The 22,305-nt window shown below is 44.9% G+C and carries 20 protein-coding genes; 3 read left to right on the top strand and 17 right to left on the bottom strand.

Annotation, left to right across the window (positions count from 1 at the left end):
* The first annotated feature begins 54 nt into the window (after window positions 1-54).
* Complete coding sequence (locus tag ACWA2B_RS03520; RefSeq protein WP_029516688.1) at window positions 55-1,275, top strand: MFS transporter; 1,221 nt, start codon at window positions 55-57, stop codon at window positions 1,273-1,275.
* 112 nt (window positions 1,276-1,387) lie between these two features.
* Here the strand turns inward: ACWA2B_RS03520 and ACWA2B_RS03515 are convergent, their stop codons facing one another.
* Entirely contained in the window at window positions 1,388-2,032 is a 645-nt protein-coding gene (locus tag ACWA2B_RS03515; protein WP_340884995.1) for an O-methyltransferase, read from the bottom strand.
* Between the two features lie 157 nt (window positions 2,033-2,189).
* Here ACWA2B_RS03515 and ACWA2B_RS03510 point away from each other — a divergent pair, with 157 nt between their 5' ends.
* Window positions 2,190-3,350, top strand: coding sequence for a THUMP domain-containing class I SAM-dependent RNA methyltransferase (locus tag ACWA2B_RS03510; RefSeq protein ID WP_023987994.1), 1,161 nt, complete (start codon window positions 2,190-2,192; stop codon window positions 3,348-3,350).
* Window positions 3,351-3,538: 188 nt separating this feature from the next.
* Window positions 3,539-5,521 (top strand): LTA synthase family protein, encoded by a 1,983-nt coding sequence (locus tag ACWA2B_RS03505; protein WP_449291702.1) that lies wholly within the window; start codon window positions 3,539-3,541, stop codon window positions 5,519-5,521.
* 199 nt (window positions 5,522-5,720) lie between these two features.
* On the opposite strand, the gene ACWA2B_RS03500 is transcribed toward ACWA2B_RS03505, so the two are convergent.
* The 16 genes from ACWA2B_RS03500 to ACWA2B_RS03425 form a co-directional block, all read right to left on the bottom strand.
* Window positions 5,721-5,990: a hypothetical protein gene (locus tag ACWA2B_RS03500; RefSeq protein WP_023987992.1), complete on the bottom strand. Its 270-nt coding sequence runs from the start codon at window positions 5,988-5,990 to the stop codon at window positions 5,721-5,723.
* Between the two features lie 93 nt (window positions 5,991-6,083).
* Window positions 6,084-6,305, bottom strand: coding sequence for a DUF1450 domain-containing protein (locus ACWA2B_RS03495; RefSeq protein ID WP_007429791.1), 222 nt, complete (start codon window positions 6,303-6,305; stop codon window positions 6,084-6,086).
* 23 nt (window positions 6,306-6,328) lie between these two features.
* Window positions 6,329-6,631, bottom strand: a complete 303-nt coding sequence (locus ACWA2B_RS03490; protein ID WP_274484827.1) for an iron-sulfur cluster assembly accessory protein — start codon at window positions 6,629-6,631, stop codon at window positions 6,329-6,331.
* 140 nt (window positions 6,632-6,771) lie between these two features.
* Window positions 6,772-7,038, bottom strand: coding sequence for a hypothetical protein (locus ACWA2B_RS03485; protein ID WP_449291701.1), 267 nt, complete (start codon window positions 7,036-7,038; stop codon window positions 6,772-6,774).
* Between the two features lie 136 nt (window positions 7,039-7,174).
* The gene (locus tag ACWA2B_RS03480; protein WP_039269978.1) at window positions 7,175-8,395 is read right to left on the bottom strand and encodes a M14 family metallopeptidase; all 1,221 of its coding nucleotides are present in this window, start codon (window positions 8,393-8,395) and stop codon (window positions 7,175-7,177) included.
* A gap of 117 nt (window positions 8,396-8,512) precedes the next feature.
* Window positions 8,513-9,322: a glutamate racemase gene (gene racE / locus ACWA2B_RS03475; protein WP_069011068.1), complete on the bottom strand. Its 810-nt coding sequence runs from the start codon at window positions 9,320-9,322 to the stop codon at window positions 8,513-8,515.
* A gap of 208 nt (window positions 9,323-9,530) precedes the next feature.
* Window positions 9,531-9,854 carry a YtxH domain-containing protein gene (locus ACWA2B_RS03470; protein WP_069011067.1) on the bottom strand — a complete coding sequence of 108 codons (324 nt, stop codon included), beginning with the start codon at window positions 9,852-9,854 and terminating at the stop codon, window positions 9,531-9,533.
* A gap of 96 nt (window positions 9,855-9,950) precedes the next feature.
* A complete protein-coding gene (locus tag ACWA2B_RS03465; RefSeq protein ID WP_029516682.1) occupies window positions 9,951-10,598 on the bottom strand; it encodes a helix-turn-helix transcriptional regulator in 648 nt (215 codons plus the stop codon).
* 8 nt (window positions 10,599-10,606) lie between these two features.
* Window positions 10,607-11,047, bottom strand: a complete 441-nt coding sequence (locus tag ACWA2B_RS03460; RefSeq protein WP_069011066.1) for a DUF86 domain-containing protein — start codon at window positions 11,045-11,047, stop codon at window positions 10,607-10,609.
* 23 nt (window positions 11,048-11,070) lie between these two features.
* On the bottom strand, window positions 11,071-11,358 hold the full coding sequence (locus ACWA2B_RS03455) for a Dabb family protein (protein WP_013309679.1): 288 nt from the start codon (window positions 11,356-11,358) through the stop codon (window positions 11,071-11,073).
* 80 nt (window positions 11,359-11,438) lie between these two features.
* Complete coding sequence (locus ACWA2B_RS03450) at window positions 11,439-11,864, bottom strand: phage holin family protein (RefSeq protein WP_029516680.1); 426 nt, start codon at window positions 11,862-11,864, stop codon at window positions 11,439-11,441.
* A 208-nt stretch (window positions 11,865-12,072) separates the two neighbouring features.
* Window positions 12,073-13,209, bottom strand: a complete 1,137-nt coding sequence (locus tag ACWA2B_RS03445) for a polysaccharide deacetylase (protein WP_039269971.1) — start codon at window positions 13,207-13,209, stop codon at window positions 12,073-12,075.
* 477 nt (window positions 13,210-13,686) lie between these two features.
* Window positions 13,687-14,016, bottom strand: a complete 330-nt coding sequence (locus ACWA2B_RS03440; RefSeq protein ID WP_318626743.1) for a hypothetical protein — start codon at window positions 14,014-14,016, stop codon at window positions 13,687-13,689.
* Window positions 14,017-14,044: 28 nt separating this feature from the next.
* Window positions 14,045-16,303, bottom strand: a complete 2,259-nt coding sequence (locus ACWA2B_RS03435; RefSeq protein WP_449291700.1) for a polymorphic toxin-type HINT domain-containing protein — start codon at window positions 16,301-16,303, stop codon at window positions 14,045-14,047.
* Window positions 16,304-16,569: 266 nt separating this feature from the next.
* Window positions 16,570-17,226, bottom strand: a complete 657-nt coding sequence (locus ACWA2B_RS03430; RefSeq protein ID WP_449291699.1) for a hypothetical protein — start codon at window positions 17,224-17,226, stop codon at window positions 16,570-16,572.
* A gap of 14 nt (window positions 17,227-17,240) precedes the next feature.
* Window positions 17,241-22,262, bottom strand: a complete 5,022-nt coding sequence (locus tag ACWA2B_RS03425; protein ID WP_449291698.1) for an RHS repeat-associated core domain-containing protein — start codon at window positions 22,260-22,262, stop codon at window positions 17,241-17,243.
* Window positions 22,263-22,305 lie beyond the last annotated feature (43 nt).

Below are 22,305 nucleotides of genomic sequence, written 5' to 3'. Positions count from 1 at the left end.
GATACGTAGGATTTACAACAGGATGAGAATGGGCAGAAAGGAAGTGAAAGCACATTGAAAACGTGGGAGACGTGGAAAATCAATCTCATTGTGCTTTGGTTCGGTCAGTTTCTGGTCAATGCGGGTATTACGATGATTACTCCGTTCCTCGCCCTGTATCTGGCTCAGGACCTTCATGTGAAGGGAGAGCACGATATTGGTCTATGGGCTGGAGTTATTTTTGCCGCTAACTTTTTGACCTCATTTATGTTCCAGCCTTTGTGGGGCAAGCTGGCTGACCGATATGGACGTAAAGTCATGCTGCTTCGCTCAGGCTTTGGTATGGCTTTGGTCATCGGATGTATGGGTTTGGTCACCCATCCGTGGCAACTGCTGGCGCTTCGCCTGCTGAACGGTACGATTTCGGGTTTCAATCCGGCATCGATTTCCCTAGTATCGGGTACCACTCCCAAAGAGCGAACCGGATTCGCTATGGGGATTATGCAATCCGGTCAGATGGCCGGCACGATTCTCGGTCCTCTGCTAGGCGGATTTTTGGCTGATTGGGTCGGATTCAGACCGATTTTTTATATTACAGGCGCTCTGATTTTTATAGCCTCACTCATTGCAATGTTTCTGGTTAAAGAAAATTTCAGTAAAGCGGAAGCCGCACGCACACCGCAAATTTCGGTTCTTGCCGGATTAAAGGAGCTAAGCCATACGCCCCAGCTTCCGGCTTTGTTCACCGTAACGTTTCTGCTCCAATTTGCCATGATCAGTACGGTATCTCTGCTGCCGTTATATGTGCAAAAACTGTATGGGTCGGCAGAAGGAATTGCGCTGATTGCCGGGTTCGTTACAGCTATAACAGGCGTATCCAATATGATTGCTGCACCGCTCCTTGGAAGATTGAGTGACAAGATAGGAGCGCACAAGATCTTGACCATTGCACTGCTCGGAACGGCGGTTATGCTCATTCCGCAGGCTTTTGTCAATGAAGTGTGGCAACTTGTCATTATCCGTTTTTTCATGGGTGTATTTATGGGCGGTCTGCTACCAAGCGTAAATGCGCTGATTCGCACGTATACACCGGAAGGAATGGAAAGTCGTTCTTTCGGCTTCAATACCAGCTCGCTCGCGCTTGGGAATATGCTGGGTGCTGTCATTGGCGGGGTGCTATCCGGGTTTATCGGCATCGAAGGACTGTTTATCATGTCAGGTGTCCTGTTAATCGTCAACATATTCTGGGTACGCATGAAGCTTTTTGATCGTAAGGCTACGCCTGATTTCAGGTAAGAAACCTTCAGGTAAGACAAGCCCACCTTAACAGACAAGAACCTCCTTGCCCACGCTATAGTGGACAAGGAGGTTCTTTTTTGTATAGATAGCTATACATGGGGAATGAACGCTATTTAACTCGAGCTAGCGCCAATCCATCGTAAGCTGGCAAAAGCGTGCTGACCAGCCGCGGATCTGTTGCTATCGTTTCGTTAAAACGTCTCACGGCCTGAACGGCAGGGCCGTTCTTATCCGTATTCAGCGTCCGTCCGCGAAGGAAACAGTTGTCTCCCGCAATAATGGCACCTGGATTCGCCAGAGCAATCGCATATTCCAGATATACTGGGTAATTTTCCTTATCTGCATCAATGAAGAAAAAATCGAAAGTTCTTCCCTCTTCCTGAAGTTCTTTCAAGCTGTCCGCTGCGGGTCCAATACGATATTCGACACGGTCACCGTATCCATTGTTTTCCATATGTCGATGTGCCAGCGCTGCGTACGCTTCTTTCAGCTCCAGTGACACAATACGGCCCTTTTCTCCCAGCCCACGGGCCAGACATAATCCACTGTAGCCGCCTAATACGCCGATTTCCAGTACATGCTGTGCGCCAGATACTTCAATTAGAAAGGTCAACAGTTTTCCATAAGGATGGGCAACGGATACTTCCGGCATACCTTCTTTAACGATAGCCTCCCTAATACTGCGAAGTGCTTCATCCTCTTGTACCAGCTGGTCTACATATTGTTCAGGCGTCATATTGGGTGTAATTTCCACGGTTCATCTCTCCTTATTACTTAATCATAACGCAGGTAGGACGTGGTGTCCTTCGTAAATTTTTTACCTTAATGATTTGTCTCTTCGAGTACAATGACCTATACTATAGGGATTGAACCAAGCTTACATGATTATGGGGACGGAGTGAATACGTTTAATGACTCAACTGCAACTAATTGCGACTGCGCCAATGGGACTTGAGGCCGTCGTGGCCCGAGAACTCAGAGAACTCGGGTACGAAGATCTAACCGTCGAAAACGGCCGCGTCGTTTTTACCGGAGATTATATGGATATATGCCGGTGTAACCTGTGGCTTCGCACATCAGACCGCGTACTTATTAAAATGGGTGAATTTGCTGCAACAACCTTCGATGAGCTGTTCGAGGGTACCAAAGCATTGCCTTGGCAGGATTGGATTCCTGTAGATGGTGAATTTCCCGTAGAGGGACGTTCGCATAAATCACAGCTTAGTAGCGTACCAGCCAGTCAGGGAATCGTCAAAAAGGCGATTGTAGAGAAGCTCAAGGAAACCTACCACACAGATTGGTTTGCTGAAGATGGCCCTCGTTACGTCATTGAGGTCATTCTATTGAATGATCGTGCGTTGCTGACACTTGATACGACCGGTCCAGGACTGCACAAACGCGGCTACCGTAAGCTCGTTACAGAGGCGCCTCTCAAAGAAACGATGGCTTCTGCTCTTATTCAGCTTAGTCGCTGGAGCCCTGACCGACCATTCTATGACCCATGCTGCGGTTCCGGTACTTTGTTGGTCGAAGCTGCTATGCAAGCCTGGAACATTGCGCCAGGCCTGAGACGTACCTTTAACTCGGAAGACTGGCCTGTCATTGGCAGAGAATTATGGGATCAGGCTCGCGACGAGGCGATGGATTTGACCCGCGACGACATTCCTTTTGAGATTGCAGGTAGCGATATCGACCCAAATGCCATACAAGTTGCTGAGGCAGCTGTAAAAGCAGCAGGTTTTGCTAAAGACATCCCTCTTAAGGTGATGCCTGTAACCAAAGTCAGACTCGAAGGACAGTATGGTGTGATGATTACAAACCCACCTTATGGCGAGAGACTGAGCGAGCAATCCGAGGTGGAAAAGCTGATCCGTTCACTCGCACGCACGGCAGCCGAAATGAAGACTTGGTCCTTCTTTGCCATCAGCTCCACCAAGCAATTTGAGCATTATTGGGGCCGTAAAGCAGACAAGCGCCGGAAGTTGTTTAACGGCCGGATCGAATGCCAATACTATCAGTATCTAGGCCCTCTGCCTCCGCGCCGCAAAGATACTTCGCCGTTGCAGCCTTAAATAAGATGAAGCCTAGGCCAGGAAACGAACTCTCCGTTCGTTGTTCTGGCCTGATTTGTGCTGTATTTTCTTTACTTAATCATTGAAATGCGCGAGATGAGCGCTATAATAATTAAAGGCATTTCGGTTTTAACATTACGTTAATATGTAATTTATACTAGCCGAACATTTCTGCCAGAGGGGGTAAAGTGTTGGTTATTCGCACGTCCAGTGCAAGTCGCACTGGTAACACGTTCAGCAGAATGCTGCTGTCTCGATATTTTGGACTAGGTCTGTTTTTTGTGCTTATGATCGGCAAGCTCGTACTGATTCACTATAACTTGCATGCCCAAAATATTGACATGAATCCGCTGGATTATGTCATCGCTATTGGTTCGCTTTTACTTGTGAGCTTCTGGACCTTATGGCTGCCACGTCGCGGACGTTTGATTGCTCTTGTGGTGCTCGATATGTTGCTCACCGCGCTCATTTATTCCGACATGGTTTATTATCGGTATTTCCAGGATTTCATTACGATTCCCGTCTTACTTCAAGCTGGACAAGTTGATTCTCTGGGCGGAAGTATCGCATCCCTTATGTACTGGGGGGACATTCTCTTTTTTGCAGACTGGATTCTATTCATTCCGTATGTCATATTTGTGGCTTCCTTACGACGTCGATTTACCACGAATGATACTTATTTAAAAGCATCCCGAAGCTCCTACACAAAGAGGTTCCTGCTTCGCTTCTCTAAAGGAGCATTGGCCTTCCTGATTGGCTATGTATTAACATTTGGGCCGATCAAATATTATACCTCCACGTGGGCAACTGGCATATTTGTCGGCAACTGGTGGTCGATGGCCTTGTACAATGTAACAGGGTTGATCGGATTTCATGGATATGACATCTACCGCTATGGTCAGGATCACCTTGGTCCTCAGCCTACATTGGCTCAAGCGGAATCCGATAAGGATAAGGAATGGTTTAATCAGCACCAAAAGTTGCTTCAGGTAAAAAATGATCTATCTGGCAAGTATAAGGGCAAAAACGTGATGGTCATTCAAGCTGAAGCGTTCATGAACTTTTTTATCGGCAAACAGATCAACGGTGCAGCGATTACGCCTAACTTTGACAAACTGACGAAGGAAAGCATGTATTTCAACAATTATTTTCACCAGACTGCGCAGGGCCGTACTTCGGACGCGGACTTCTCTACACATGCTTCGCTGCATCCGCTCCCTACAGGCTCTGTATTTATCCGTTATGCGGACCATAAATTCGATACGCTACCTTCCATTTTGAAGGATACTGGATATAGTCCCAATGCGTTTCACGTGTATGACAGCAGCTTCTGGAACCGCTACACTATGTATAAGGCAATGAACTATGACAAGTTCTACAGTAAAAAAGATTTTAAAATTGATGAGCCATTGGGCTGGTCCCTGGGAGACAAATCCTTTTTCCGTCAAACGCTCAATGATCTCACTACCGAAGTTAAGCAGCCGTTCTATGCCTATATGGTCGGTATCTCGAGCCATCATCCGTACAACCTGTCACCTGACGCGGTAGATTTAGACGTTGGCGAGTTTGAAGGTACCATGTTCGGAGACTATCTAAAATCTGTCCATTATGTAGATGAAGCACTAGGCGAATTGGTAGATCAGATGAAGAAAGACGGACTGTGGGATGATACGATCCTGATGTTTTATGGGGATCATGATAATTCTATTAAAGACAAAGCACTGTATGAGAAATTTTTAGGCAAGCCACTTACGGATCTGGACATGCAGAAAATCATGAATCAGGTGCCATTGCTTGTGCATCTTCCTGACGGAAGTCAGGCGGGCACGTATACAGAACCGGCAGGTCAGTTGGATCTGACTCCTTCCGTAATGCACCTACTTGGGATTTCTACAAAACCATATCATTTTATGGGAAACGATCTGTTTAGCGGGAAGCCTCGTATGGTTGTGCTACGTACTGGTGCTTTCACGGATGGACGAGTGTACTACATTCCATCTGAGGACGGTACATTCTCCAAAGGGACCTGTTACAACCTGAGTACAGGCCAGCCTACAGACGTAAACGCCTGCGGACCGGGATATACCGAAGCTCTCAATCGGTTGAACATATCCAATCAGGTTATCACATACGATCTTATTCGCGAATGGGAACCACAAACAAAGAAGTAACTCCTTCTGTATCTGTATCTAATAGACTTTATGTGGGAGGTTGCTGATATAGCATCTTCCCAAACCCCTTTAACGATGTCGCCGCATAACTACTCTGTATATAACAAAAAAGCACGATCCATCGGCTTGTAAGTGCTGTGGATCGTGCTTTTTTATGGATTGTCACTCGACTGCGCTCGTTGTTACCAGTCACAAATGCTTAGGAACGCAACGTTTTTTTGGCCTGTTCAAGCCGTTGTACCTCTTCACCAAGCATATCCTCCGCAACTTCTACTGAGTCGTCACCAAGGCTATCCTTCGCCTGCTGTATGGCATGTTCAGCATGAGTGCGAGACTGCTCCGCCTGTTCAATCAGTTGCTCAGCTGGATGTGACAATGCCTGAGAGACGGCATTGTGGAGCCTGTCCACCGAGTTTTGTGTTTGAGCCTCAACACTGTGATTGTCGAGATTGGAATCATATTGGGCCATGAGTCACTCCTCCTTCTGGGCAGTGGTCTACATCCATTAGCATGGATCAGAAGAAGGGGAACTATTCAAAAATTGCGAATGCTGCGTCTGGAACTATTTGATAAAGCGCGCAGCCTTCTCCAATACTTCATCCTCTGTGGCCGCACTCACATAACGTCCGTTCACATACACAAACGCCCGTTTCCCACAAGGACCGCAATACGATTTGCAGCCGATTTTGATCTCGGCATCTGGTGCCATCTTTTGCAACTTGGGCAAGATCGTTTTCAAGCGGATATGATTGCATTCATCACATACGCGAATATCATTGGCCATCTGTCATCCCTCCGAGCTCCGGCTTAGTGGTCGCCGTGATTACCTTGGGAAGGGTTAGTAATGACAAATCCTTCTTCGGGGAAGTACAAGTAATCAATTTTTACACCATCCAGCAGCGGCTGGTCGTTTTCCAAAATTACGTCAATGCCTTTATCTGTAGATACGACAGTATCTGTTTCTTTAGGCGTGTCCAAATCCAGCCCGTAATGAGCATGATCTCCATGAGCATGAGTAATAACAACGCGCAGGCTCTTCCCTTGGTTCTCTTCCTTATCCAGTTCAAGTTTCAATACTTTAGCTGCGTTACGAGTAATTTTGCAGTTCATCAAACTTCATCTCCTTCATATTCATTAAATGAAATGTGGTTTATTGGATAAATCACAATTATGTTCAGCATAGCAAAAGGCAATATTCCTATTGTAAAGAAAATCGTGAAAAATCGCAATCACGAAATTCATAAGCTTATCTACCGAACACGTACATGCTGCTTTTCAAGCACATCTGGATATTTTCGTTCGGCACGGGTGACAAACCAATTCATAAGCAATAGCGTCACACCAATATCGTCGATGGGCATAAATGGCATGACATCAGGTAATACCCAATAGAGCAACACAGGCACCGCAAAGAGTAATTTTTCCCCCAGCGGAACCCTTGATGAAGTAATAAATCGGGGCATACGACGAAATACATGTGACCATTGACGGAGAGATAGTAATCTTTTCCACTTCATAGGTTGTTCACTCCATTTCCAATGCTCCTAAGTATATATACCCCATTGAAGGGACATGTAAAGAGGAACACTTATAAAAAACGTGTTCCTCCTAATACGCGCAAATGGTTCGATACGTTTCAGTAGGCCGAATTTTTTACCATGACAGCACTGTTGCCATTAACATGCCCACTTCTGCTGCAATATCATCGTAATCACGCATGGGCAGCGGATTTACACCTAGACCGACTTCAACGGTAAACCCTGGTTTACCAAACCGCTGTATAAACCAATCCTTGTACCCTGCATCGCTACCACCCAGCTTTACCGCCCGGTAACCTGTTGCGGCAGCTAGCCGTAAGGCCCAATCTCGGCTCTCCTTAGGCTCTAGATCCCGATAATTCCAATAGATCTCCTGTCCCTGACTGTGTATGGATAACACCATGTCGAACTGTTCGCGCTCCGTTAGATCGGCAAGCGCCTTAGACTCCGGTTCAGACAAAGGTGCAGGCCCTGCATAGTCTCGTCGAGACGGACCTGTTTTACCGCGTCTGCGCACCTCTTCTTCCCAATATGCCGGAAATTGATCGTTGAGGTCGACACCACGAATATTCGCCTTCCAACCGCGATAATCAGCACGTCCTTCATTCCACTTTTTGAGGTCATGATACAACGGATGAGTTGGGAGTATACCTTGTTGCACCAGCTCTACCCCATCCGGGTTGACCATCGGAACCACCCATAAGGATGTATGCTCCAGCAAATCCCGCGGAGAACCTCCATACACCCATTGAGTGGCCCCTACATGTTCTTCAGTCCCACCGATCCCTTGTGCATATTGCTCTATAAAACGCAGCAAACAAGGCGTCGTCAGCCATTCATTAGCATGAACTGAAGCATTGGCGTGAATTTTACGCGTTCCCTGCCCAATACGTACATAAGGAATATCCTTCCCCATGACACTGGTTCCAATGCTGCCAACTTCAATAAACGGATATCTGCGGGCCAAGGCCGCTAGGTCTTCCTTTAAATCTTCATATCCATACTCTCCACGTAATCGTACAATCTGATCCTGATGGTCTTCAGGAATAACAATAGTTTTTCCTTCCATAAAATCATGCTCCGCAAGTCCGGGGTTGGCTAGCCGTAACTCATTAAGCTCCACACCAAACTGCTTGGCAATCTGTCTTGCATACTCACCAGGCTGAATAACGTATTTACGATCCGTAGACGGACGAATATATAACACTTGACCACTAATCAGATAGGGTTGCGTGGCGGCCCACGGATTATCTACGATTAAAGTATCCGCCGATAGTTTAAAAGCCGAGGCGACCCGGTGCAATGTATCTCCTTTTTGAACGATATATTCCCTCATCTTCTACGCCCCTTCCATCTGCCTTACTGCATGTTATGCAAACGCGGCGTGTCTTGATGTAGCGAAAAGCAAAACAGCCGACTTCTTTTGTCCAATGACAAAAAGTCGGCTGTCTCGTTAATCCAAATTGGTGACTTGCCAGACGACAGGCGTTTGGCGAATTTGCTCCCCGAGCCACTGTGCGGCAATGCGCTGGAACAATTCAGGATCGCCGGAACAAAAAAGCTGATGTACCGGCGTTTCGTCCCCAGCTTCCAACTTGTCTTTGTTATACAAAATGGTACTCGTCTCACGCGCCGTTTCATCTGCCGAGCTAATGAGCTTTACTGCAGGCCCCATGACTTCTTGAATCGTTTCCTTCAAAAAAGGATAATGCGTACAACCAAGAATCAGACAATCAATCGGATACGTTTGAATAGGTCTCAATGTCTCCTCCACAACCTGCGATGTCGTCTTAGAGCGAAATAACCCTTGCTCCACCAATGGAACAAGCGCAGGACACGCATGGCTCACCACGTCTACGTAAGGAGACAATTGCTTGAGCGCAGCTGTATACGCTCCGCTTCGAATCGTACCGACAGTCCCAATCACCCCGACATGCCCGGTAGCAGTCGCGCTAATCGCAGCACGAGCCCCGGGGTGAATAACTCCGATCACCGGAATGGATACCTTTTGGCTTATATAGTCCAATGCCGCGGCAGTAGCCGTGTTACAAGCAATAATAATGACTTTCGGATCAAATTGAATCAGAAAGTCAACCATTTGCTCTGTAAATTTTTTAACCTCTTCCGATGGTCGGGGGCCATACGGAGTGCGCGCAGTGTCTCCAAAATAAATGATTTTTTCCCGTGGAAGCTGACGCATGACTTCTTTAACAACCGTCAAACCTCCTACACCGGAATCCAATATTGCAATCGCTTGCTGCACGTACACACCGCTTCCTTTTTTGTTCAAATATGAGTTATTTCATCTCGGAAAGCTATCCGTTGCTACATACCTTATGTCGTATCAGTGTAAAAGGTACCCCAAAAGATTACCCTAAAACGAGGAAGTGATCAATAAAAAGGCTCCATCCCAACGGGAGAAGCCACGAATTCAAACTGTATTCAGTGTTTCACCTATTTTTTACAGACCGTTACAGCGCATCTTTTTCCGTATCTTCTTGAGCAGTCGCTGATGAAATACTAACCTCAGGAATCATTTCACTCTTTTTACGCCATTGCCCAATTTCATGAATGACGGCTGAGGCTGTCTCCTTAATTTTGTCAGTATACTCAATTGAAGTGTCTGAAATTTTCCCCGCTAGCTCCTGTCCCTTATCACTTACGTTGCGCGCCTGATCTGTAATATTCTGACGCAGCTCACGACCTGACTTAGGGGCAAATAATAAAGCAGCAACCGAACCAACAATGCTGCCTGCCAACGCGCCTCGGATAAAACTTTTGCAGTTCTCCTTCATCATCATCTCTCCCTTGTGCCCGGGCGAATGCCCATCTGTTAGTGCATTATAAGCATGGGGAGCTTGTCATGACACAGAAAACAAGCCTGAAAAGTTTCACTTTTTTTTAGAGCGGATACGATACAGGCAACAACGGCCCCCATCTGCCAAACAATCCTCACGAACAACCTCGGCATCAAGTAGCTCCTCAAACATTTGCTGCTCGCATTCACAAGCCTTGCGGTAACGGCCTGCAATTTGAGAGATAGGACAATTGTATTCCACAATAGAGTAGCTACCATCCTCTTCCTCGCGCCACTCTGCCATATATCCGGAAGCATTCTGGATGCCCGAAAGCTTTTCCACACGTGAAGCCAGTGTAGTCTCCCCCTCTATATGAGGGGCGTATCGCTTCATCATTTTACGTTTTCTACCATCAAACAGCGAGTAAACAGCTTCCATTCCCTGTTCTTCATCGAGTTCCTCTAACAGTTCCAGTAACAAATGATCATAATTACGTGGAAACTGCTCGCTTCCCTGCTCGCTCAGGCTGTACAAAAACGTCGGGCGTCCCATAGCCTGTCTCACGATTGTAGCCACGATCAGGCCATCCTGCTCCATCAATTTGAGATGCCTACGCACTCCCATTTCGGTAATGCCTAATTGAGCTGCCAAGCTTCCGACGCCCACAGGTCCCTGGGTTTTCAATAGTGTCATGATCATGCGCCTAGTGGGCATTTCGGGTACGATATACTTATCCGTCACTTTTGCCTTTACACTCCCTCGGGCTGGGGACCCAATTCCTTATTTAAATAATCATGCACGTTAGATGCAAAAAGCTCCAGCAACCCAGGCAGCTTTGTTGTAAGCGGGTGAAGGCTTGTCCGGTCCCAATGGAAATACTCCTGCACTAAGGGTTTACGTAAGCCTACCAGCTCTACTAGCGAATGAAATACGGTATCATCCAGTACACCTTCCTCATGAATGATACCGATAATATCCTCATAGCTACTGGCGTCACGCATAATAAATCCGTCGATGATATAGCTTCCTACGTCCGTTACCGTCTCAATGGCCAGATGAAGACAGCGCTCCTGCACTAGCCCCTGCAACAGATCGCCGTTCCAGGAAGCAGAAGTCTGGCGAAGTCCGGCGACAATGTCGGGAACAGCCCCTAGTCGAAGCTCAATTTGTTCCCGGTTGACATAATACAAGGTCCTGCACCTCCAGTACCGCTTTAGATTTCATAATCAACTGCGATAGATACATCCTTCACTTCATTCATGTGTACAATAATTTCCTGGTGCACAGGGTGTACCTGATACGTTTGCAAATCCTCCAGTGTTTCGACAACAGCGGTAAGGGAAATATCATAAGAACGTTCCGAACGAATCACATCCGTACCTACTTCGAGTGACAGCAGCTCTTTGATTTTGCCGTTCATGCTGCGCAAAATGGATGCTGTGTGCTCAATGCTTTCGGGGGAGCGGTCTTTCAATTTGAACAAAACAATATGTTTAATCATGCGTATAGGCTCCTTATCTTAAAATGTTCTCTTGAAAATTTTATCATAACGCCCCACATACGGAAAGAAACTTTGTAATTCTAGCGATCTTTTCCACCATTTTTACCATCAGACTCCTTGTCCTTTAATAGGGCAAAAAAATTCTTGAGCTTCGGTGGGAGCGGTAGACCCATTCGTGAACAGTTTTCCGTAATAGAGATCAATTCATTGGATAAATAAAAATACGTTGCCGCCCCTTTCATGATTTCGGTACCCATCAGGAGGTCCACATGATGCGCCAAAGAAATTACCATTAGCATTAAAGCCTTTCTCGCCAACCCCCAAAAGCCGGCTTTACTGCTTAAACCTTGCCCAGTCTTAATTGCTGCGGCGACTCCAGTCACATAATCGACAGCCATTGCAACCGTGAATAGCACCATTAGCTGATTCCAGCCGCCAAATGCAAACGTAATAAAGGCTCCTGCGGTAGCGCAAATCATACTAAACATACTCGGATTAATATTCATACCTGCTCCTCCTCTCGAGGCGGTTACTGTAATATATGCAGCGACATGATAACCCGTAAAGTCATATGACCTGTGCATAGACATGAATTCATAGATTCATATAAACCATGCTGCAAACTTCACATTTTCGAGCAAATACAACAAAAAGACACCTTCCAAACCACTATACAAATGGTTGAAAAGGTGCCTTTTCTTTCATGCTATTCAATTAACGATGATCATTCCAAAAATTAAGCGGAGTCAGGTTATCATTCAACGGCTCGAACGAATATCCTTCTTTCTGCAAGGCCGCCATGATTTGTGGAAGCACCTTGATCGTAGATGGCTTATCATGCATAAGAACGACTGGTGTTCTGCCTTGCTTTTTCAGTCTCTTAATATCACTGAGGACTGTCTGTACAAAATGCTGCGGATTTTTAGTATAACGCCAATCATTCGAATCGATGTTCCAGTCCCAAATATGATAGCCTGCACCCGTCAATTGATCACGATATGCTTTCTTCAAATACGGTTTGCTGCCATAAGGTGTACGAATCAAAGAAGTGCGTTTCCCTGTGGCCTTAAATAAAATGTCGTTATCCTGATTCATCTCTGCCAATGCTGCTGCCGGGGATGCATAGATCTTTTTCACCTGGTGTGTCATCCCATGGAGGCCCAAACCATGCCCTGCGTCTACCATTCTCTTCATCACTGCGCTATGTTGGCGAATTTCAGGTCCCAGCATGAAGAACGTAGCCTTCGCATTATATTTATCTAAAATATCCAGCAGCTGCGACGTATGCGCTGTAGGACCATCATCGAAGCTCAAATAAATCGTACGGCTGGATGATGAGGCAGTTCCCTTGTTGCCTGTATTGCTGGCTTTGCCCGGTTCGACAGCTGCATACTGTTTAATTTCTGCCGCGAATGTATTCAAAAACTGAGCATCAGACAAACTAGCGTTTGCATTCTGAATTCGATACAGATTACTTGTAGGAACCGTAATAGTGAAGCCGAATGCATCGGTCAAAGTGCGAATTGGCACCATCGTGCGTCCTCCACGCTCGAACACATCCCCCTTGTTCAAATCCAGCGTAAAGCTGCGATTATGTCCAGTCAGCACCAATGCATTTCCATTGGCAGAAGTAGAAATACCCATCTTTTGCCCTAATGTAACGATGGGTACATACAACTTATCATTTTCCATTACGGGCTTAACCGTATTCGAATCTAGCAACACATCATTGACCCCAAGCAAAGGCGCCTTCGCTTGTGCACTCGCTGTATTCGTATGTATACCCAGCAAACCCAAACAACAGATTGCCATCAAGCATACAGCCATCCATTTTACTTTTAAAAGCTTCATTCATTACACCATCCTGTGCTGTATTTTATAATGTGCGGGAGCTATCTCTAGCTTGTCTATGAAGTTATACAGACATGACGATATAGACATGGCAATATAGACATTCACTCAACATATAGAACATAAACGCATATAAACCGACTGAACCGGACGTCTTTTCGTTCCCCCTATATATACTAATAGATTACCAGACTATAGTAGGTAAATATAGTAAAACAATTTGAAAACAATCTCGCAATCCATCTTACCAAATAAGTTACAAAGTTGTGAATAAATTTTGATAGAACTAGAGACTACCTGAAGAAATATGAAGGTAAGGTACTTGGGGATAGAACTCTGGTATCTGACTAAATATTCTAGGTATCTAATAAACTATGGAATGTCATAGAGGAGTATCATTTAACCCGTTTACAAGGTACTAGGTATTGATAGATATAAAGAAAGACCCTGAGGATTGCCGCCCTCAAGGTCTCAAACTTATTGAATAACTACATAAAACAAGAAAGCTTTTTTGCTATCAGTTGAAGAGAGCAGGTAGTATACGAATGAATCTTTTTTATCTTCCCTCACATAGAATGTCGATTTATACTCTATAAATCGTACTAATGAGGCGAATATGGTTTTTGCCGCATTTAAGTTAAACTCTTTTAGTTTAATCACAATATTATACTGACCATCATCATATTTAACAGAAAAATCTGCGATATTATCCTGTCTTTCAAAGAAGTCCGTTGTCTCTGACCAAATCCCTATCTCATATTCAGTATTTAGATTCTTTGATAATTCTAATAATACATCCTTATTCATCTCTTCTTATCAACTCCAACTATAATTATTAAGGTTTAGGAATATAAACGCCCCCCGAAGCAGGAGAATGGACAGAAATAATTCCTCCACTTTCGTTGGTTACAACCTTATTGCCCCGAGCATCTGTATATTCCCATGTTTTCCGCCCTAGGTCATCAACCTTACTTTTCCTATTCTTTTTATTGTTGTTTATTATGTTGTCAATCGTTTGAGATGAAAACCCTCTCTCATTTGCACGTTCTGCACCATGTTCACTAAATGAATGACCTCCAGGTGTCTTGTCACCTGTTTTAATAATACAATCACCCGTATTAGTATTGTGTACCCAAATTCCTAAATCGGTTACATAATACGTATGGTAGTCAGCAACGGCAAAATTATAAACTGTAACAAGTTCATCTTGTTCGACAAACTCTACCTTGTCAATCGTTAGATTGCTTCCGTCAGCTTTTTGGAGTTTATCGCCCACTCGAAGTTCATCTGCAAGTACCCAACCTTTTCCTTCAACATAGAATGGATGATTATTGGTCGTCTCAATGACTTGCTCTCCAACATTCAATTTAATAATATCATCACGTTGGTTGCGGAATAAAGCTGTTACTTCCTTGTAAGCCAACTCCCCATCAGGATTATTCTCATCTTTGGCGAGAACCTTATCTCCGACCTCAATGTCTTCGATATTCTTCTCCCCTTCGTCTGTTTGAACCTTCGTACCCGCTGTAAAACAATTACATTTCCCTGATTTTATTTTACCGCTATACTTCCCTCTACCAACAGACTTTCCGCCAAAATCACCGATCATCCCCATCGCAGCTATGCCAAGGACTTCGGCATCTGTCCACTTTTGGTATGCACTTAACAACTGATCTTTAGCCCAATCAGACTTGCCAGAACTATTCTTATAATCACTGGTTCCCGTTAATAGATCGTATAAGTAATTGTACTGGTTTGCTCCTCCAAAAATGGACACAAAATCATATCTTTTTCGTATGAAATCCTTGTATACCTGATAATCCCGATTTTTGCTGGAACTCGATTTAAGCCTAGCTTCATTTAGTAATATTCTAAGCTCTTGATAATCAATGGTCTCAAAATAATGTCCGCTTGGGTCCACATAGATTAGTGGATTATTGGCTACATACGTATACCAGTTCAAGCTTTGAGGATTGCTGATCTCTCCCTGATACGTATCCTCGCCCATAAAACGGGCTGTGCCTGGATCGTACCAGCGAGCCCGCAGGTACTGTAGCCCGGTCGTATCGTCCCAATACTCACCAGCATAACGCAACACGTTCGGAACGGTCTCTTTGACCTTCTCCGGTCCACCCCAAATATCGTAGCTGTAGCTATTCAGTTCCTTGCCCGAACTATCACTTAGACCTACCACATCACCGTGACCGTTGAGCTGATAATATTGCAACTGCCCGCTTGCCTTGTCCTGTCTGGCCCACAGTTGACCGGACAAGTCATACACGTAAGCGTAAGTGATCTTGGCTGTTTCACCTTGGACCTCGGCTTCTGCAATCAGCTTCGCTTCTTCGTCATAGTAATACCGAGTCGTTTTGCCGCCCTCTGTACGCTCGTACAGTAGACCGTCTCCGTTATAGCTGTACCCTACCTCTTTGCCTTCACCGGTCACCTTTGTCAGACGGCTGGCAGAATCATACGTATATTCAGCATTTTTCATGCCGAACACTTTGCCACTGCCTTCAGCACTTCGGTTTCCATTCGGATCGTAGACATAGGTCTTATTCTTTTCACCAGCGGCTTCGCTGGCAATACGGTTTGACGGGTCATATCCAAACTGGTCTGTTGTTCCGTTTTGTGTACGTCCGATGATGTTTTTATTCCCATCCCGTTCATACCCAAATTGATGTAGCGACGTACCACCGTGCTCCACCGTAACCCCGGATAAATCCAGTCCGTTGTAGCTGAATCGCGTACTCAGCCCTCTGCTCGAAGACTGGCTTTTCAGCAAACCATTAGGAGCATAATCGAACGTCATTCGATCCAATGATCCGCCCGCAGCAGCACTCGCTTCTCCCAAACTCTGTACATTTGCCGCACCGGCCCCAGCGCTAATGTCCATTTGAGTAACTCGGCCCACACTGTCCAGCTTGGATTGAACGTGCATAGACGTGCCAGCAGCATCTGTTAGCACATAGCCTGTACGAGACTGCTTGTTGTATTCATAGCTGATGTGCGTACCATCAGGGTACTTCAGCCCAGTCAAGGCTCCATCTGATGGATCATAGGCATAGGAGGTCGTTCCCTGACCATCAGTCATGCTTTTTCTTCGTCCTGCGCTGTCATTAGGTATAATTTGTTTGTTTTTAAAACTGGTTCCGCTGCTTTGGTAACCAACCCGTCTACAATATGCTGAAAGAGTGATCGTTCTGATTTATTTCAAAATTATAGATGAGTTACAATAAAAGCCACAATACAAAACTATATCGCATTGTGGCTAAATGTTTAAATCTTGTATAGAGAAGGAAAGAACTTGCAGGCGACACTCTTAGGAATTTACCCTTTCCCTTTTTAGGCCTTTCACATTTAGGTTTGTATCAATTTATTAAGAGAGTGATACGTATCTTCAGTCATAAATACTCCAGTTATCCTTTCATTAACAAAGCGAACTATATCGAGTGGATCATAATCAACATTCGAATCTATATAAATTAATTCAACGTTTGATAACCCCTTACGAATCAATTCTTCCCCTAATTTTTTATCTCCCTTTCCTAGATAATGCATCCCCAAATTTGTAAAGTTAGTAACATGTTTCGGACACTCTTGTATAGACTCATTTAAAAATGAATCAAATTTACAAATGTCCATACTCTTATAATGCCAAGCAAGAATATAGGACAACATGGAGGAGACTTCACAATTCACTGTACTTTTTAGTTCAAGTGCTTTCCCTATCAGCTTTTCATCTAAGCCACCTAAATACCACTCGGAAAAGAACAATATTAAAACAAAAAACAACAAATTATCTTTGTGAAAGGATAAAGCATCGTTGAGATACCTAGTAGCTCGTTCATAATCTTCAATCGGAGAAAGTGTCTCCAAAATGACCAATCTAGCCCAGCCATCAACATCATCCGGATGTACTTTCAAATAATCTAGCATCAACCTTTCTGCTTCCTCAAGAAAATCACGATTAGCAACTAATTTAGATATAGTATCTTGCAATTTTATATCTTTCATTTTGTCACTCCAATTTATTTAATGAGGTTCCCGATTACCCTATCAGCAGTTCCCGTAAAGGTATTCACGTTAATTACTGTACCATTTTCATTAACGTAAAACCTTATCGTTACATCATATCCGTTAATTTTAGTATGCATTTGGTTCGAACCTTGTTTAAACTTAGAGGAATCTACTGAACCAATTTTTTCAGTTATACTGCTGAATATTGATTGTCTATCTTTCCCTAATTTCATTATCCCATCTTTAATATGATCGGCTGAGAATACATGGCTCTCATATCGCTTAAACAAATCTGTCTTAAAGCTGATTTTTGTAAAGCCTACCGTTCTTACTCGGCCAGCAGACTTTCCGCCAGAATTACCAATCATACCCATCGCGGCCATACCAAGGACTTCGGCATCTGTCCACTTTTGGTATGCACTTAACAACTGATCTTTAGCCCAATCAGATTTGCCAGAACTATTCTTATATGCACTGGTTCCCGTTAACAGATCGTATAAGTAATTGTACTGGTTTGCTCCTCCATAAATGGACACAAAATCGTAGCGTTTTCGTATGAAATCCTTGTATACCTGATAATTCTGATTCTTCTTGCTGGAACTCGATTTAAGTCTGGCTTCATTTAGTAATATTCTAAGCTCTTGATAATCTCTGGTTTCAAAAAAATGTCCACTCGGATCCACATAGAATAGCGGATTATTAGCTGCATACGCATACCAGTTCAAGCTTTGCGGATTGCTGATCTCTCCCTGATACGTATCCTCGCCCATAAAACGGGCTGTGCCTGGATCATACCAGCGAGCCCGCAGGTACTGTAGCCCGGTCGTATCGTCCCAATACTCACCAGCATAACGCAACACGTTCGGAACGGTCTCTTTGACCTTCTCCGGTCCACCCCAAATATCGTAGCTGTAGCTATTCAGTTCCTTGCCCGAACTATCACTTAGACCTACCACATCACCGTGACCGTTGAGCTGATAATATTGCAACTGCCCGCTTGCCTTGTCCTGTCTGGCCCACAGTTGACCGGACAAGTCATACACGTAAGCGTAAGTGATCTTGGCTGTTTCACCTTGGACCTCGGCTTCTGCAATCAGCTTCGCTTCTTCGTCATAGTAATACCGAGTCGTTTTGCCGCCCTCTGTACGCTCGTACAGTAGACCGTCTCCGTTATAGCTGTACCCTACCTCTTTGCCTTCACCGGTCACCTTTGTCAGACGGCTGGCAGAATCATACGTATATTCAGCATTTTTCATGCCGAACACTTTGCCACTGCCTTCAGCACTTCGGTTTCCATTCGGATCGTAGACATAGGTCTTATTCTTTTCACCAGCGGCTTCGCTGGCAATACGGTTTGACGGGTCATATCCAAACTGGTCTGTTGTTCCGTTTTGTGTACGTCCGATGATGTTTTTATTCCCATCCCGTTCATACCCAAATTGATGTAGCGACGTACCACCGTGCTCCACCGTAACCCCGGATAAATCCAGTCCGTTGTAGCTGAATCGCGTACTCAGCCCTCTGCTCGAAGACTGGCTTTTCAGCAAACCATTAGGAGCATAATCGAACGTCATTCGATCCAATGATCCGCCCGCAGCAGCACTCGCTTCTCCCAAACTCTGTACATTTGCCGCACCGGCCCCAGCGCTAATGTCCATTTGAGTAACTCGGCCCACACTGTCCAGCTTGGATTGAACGTGCATAGACGTGCCAGCAGCATCTGTTAGCACATAGCCTGTACGAGACTGCTTGTTGTATTCATAGCTGATGTGCGTACCATCAGGGTACTTCAGCCCAGTCAAGGCTCCATCTGATGGATCATAGGCATAGGAGGTCGTTCCCTGACCATCAGTCATGCTTTTTCTTCGTCCTGCGCTGTCATAGGTGTAATTGGTTTTAAAATCGGGACCCGCCGCTTCGGTAACTAATCCGTCAGCGTTATATTGAAAGGTAATGGCCTCCGATTTTCCTGTCAACATACGGGTGATGTTTCCATCTGTATCGTAAATATTTAACGTAGTTCCTCCGCTTGATTTCTCAAGTAACGTACGTCTACCCAGCTCATCGTATGAATACACATTCTTTTGCCCATCAGGAAACTGAACGGTCTTCAAATTTCCGGCTAGATCATACACATAGCTGACCTGCTGTCCGGATGGATCAGTGACCGAGGTCATTTGTCCCAAAGCATCGTAATCATAGAGCGTGCGTTGACCATTACCGTCTGTACGGCTAGTGACCATACCCGCATAATTATAAGCTAACGATTCCAGCGGCTGAAATGATCCATTTTTAGCTTCTTGTGTGGAAGTCACACGACCTAAAGCATCTGATACTTCACGCACACGATAACCGGACGCATCCGTCTGAGTAACAGTACGATCCACTGCGTTATAAGTCACGGTATCTGTGGTTCCATCCGCATAGGTCGTCTTCACAGGTCGTCCAAAGGCATCATAGGCATAGCGAGTGGTTGCTTGTTCAGCATCCGTGCTTTCTACCATATCTCCATGATCATCATAACCATATCCGTAAATCGCATCACCCACCTGCTGCTGGAGCATCTGTCCGAATGGATTATACATTCTTTCAGCACTTACTCCATCTGGTCCGGTGACGGTGACATCGTTCGTATCATCCTTATACACCACAACCGTCTGAGTTCCATCCGGATAAGTAACCTTCGTTACACGTCCCAAAGCGTCATATACGTAGGACTCTGTTTTGCGCTTGGCATCTGTTTGGGACTTGATTTCCCCAGTCGGATAATAATCATACGTATACTCAACACCTTTAGGCAAAAGCTGTCTTGTTGGGAGCTGAGAACCATAGGGAGATTTATAATCAATCGAAACATCCGTATAGTTTCTGTCATCAATAAGAACTTTCTGACCACTTACATTCCCTTTTGCATTGTAAAAAGTATAGGTATCTGATAAAAGCTTCCCTTGCTCTGTACCTTCATAGTTTTTCAGTTCATACAATGTACCCTCTGCTTTATAAGTTCGAACTGTCGTTCCAGTTTTTCCTTCACTTATTTTAGTAACCGTCTGGGTAGGTTGAATCCAGAAAAAAGGCTCACTAGAGGTTTTATACGTATGAACAGTCTCCAATCCAGTACTTTGGGATACTTTTAGTGGAAGACCATATTCATTGTAGTCATAGGAGGTGGTTACAGGTTCTGACGAAGAACCTCCCTCCGTATACGACTCTTGCATTTGCACAGGCAAATTCCAGTCCATGGCATCATTATATATGTAGTTTATATGATAGCCGGTAGAATCACCCTCTTGATCATAGCGGTTAAGAACAAGCTTGTCTGGTGTATTATCACCTCTAAAGACTTTACCAAAATGGAAGGTTTCTGTTGTACGCGTCCCTTTAGCAACCACCGTCCACTCAGCATTTTTGCCATAACTTGCTAGATCTTCTCCGGAATACGCGAAATCAAGTTTATTTAAAAAACGATCGCCGGCAGTTGTACTGTACATATCAGCGCGTGAAGCCACCTTAAACACGCCTTGTGTACCGTATACGCCTATCTGCTTGTTATAGGCTTCATACCGAATGTCTGTAATCGATGAAGTAGGTCGTACAATTCGTGTAAGGAGCGCGGTTTCATTGGATTGTAGAGCTCCAGTCTTTCCTTCACCATTTACGACTACATTAAAAGGAGCATCCATAAATGTGTACGCATAGCTTGTGCTTCGGGAAAGAGAATCCAATACTTCTGACAGCACCTTGCTGCTTCCCTCGCCACTTTGGCGATAGGTGTACTGATGGTCCGTGCCCTGCTCTTTAACAACAATTTGCCCGGCATTGTAAGTGAAGTCAAGCTCTTTGCCATCACTGTTTCGAATCGATCGAATAAGCTTTACTCCACCAGAACTTGTATAATCAAACTCCACCCGATTCTTATACGCATCCTGGATTAAAATCAAATAACCGTCCTGATCGATATAATAGTCATTTCCATTCAGCACTGCTATTTTGTATGCACTGCTTACTCCCTGCACACTTGCGCTTTGATCTGTACTGATCTTCAGATCTTTGTACGCATATCCTTCTAGCTGCAAATCATCTCTCAGTTCATAGGAGCCTGTTCCCGGAATATACAAATACCGTTTACCATCCTGTTTCTGCATATGAGGAAGATCCCATTTCCAGCCTCTCCCCAGACCAGAAGCTGCTTCTTCCTCGCGGATGGCACTTGTGTTTGTATACAACCCTTCATTTTGCTGCACACCAATCTGATTATTTGCCAATGAACTGTTATACACACGAGTCAATGCAAAGGGCAATGACCCGGGCAGTACCAAATCCGTATTTTGAACAACGAGCTGTCCTGAAGCGGTGGACACACTGTTGTCACCATAGTCCATTCCATAACGAGACGTATCATCACTCAACCTGCTTTGTGCAAGCGCCGCCTGATCAAAAGGAGCATACACATCTGTTGTAGCTGATACCTGCAACAAACTTTGTTTAAATAAATCCTGCCCGATCAGTCCGCTTTCTCCTGGAGTCGGAGCATATACGGAATCATTTACTCGGGGTATAGATGGGATAACCATCTCAGTCGTGTCTGGAGCCGGCTCTTTACCCTCTTCCTTATCAAGTGGATGTTGAGTTGCCTTTTCATCCTGGGTAGCCTGAGCGGGCTTTTCACCCTCCTTCAGCGCAGCCGACTCATCGGAAGGCTCCACCTTTGCATTTATGCCCAATGTCAGTTCATTCTGCTGTACCCACAAGCTTGGACTTTGTTCTGGTAATGAATTTTCTCCACCATCTTTTTGCCATGCTTTATAAATATCATATAAGGTATAGCCTTTGGATAACTGTGCATTGACCCAAGCCTGATCCTTACCTGTTTGCTGTGCAAGCCATGCTCTGGTAATAATCTGCGGAGTAGAAGACGAAGAAGATTGAGAAGCTGCTGCCTCTCCGTGTCCTTCTTCTCCATATGCCCATGTGCTCCATGGACCCAGCAACATCAGCACACATAGTAGACTACAAATATAACGTTTAAACACTCGCTCACCCCTATTAATAATGCCTATACATCTAATGATCTGT

It is taken from the genome of Paenibacillus sp. CMM36, from assembly GCF_053570945.1.
Note: the sequence above shows the minus strand (reverse complement) of the source record. Positions and strands in the feature narration are given on the sequence as shown.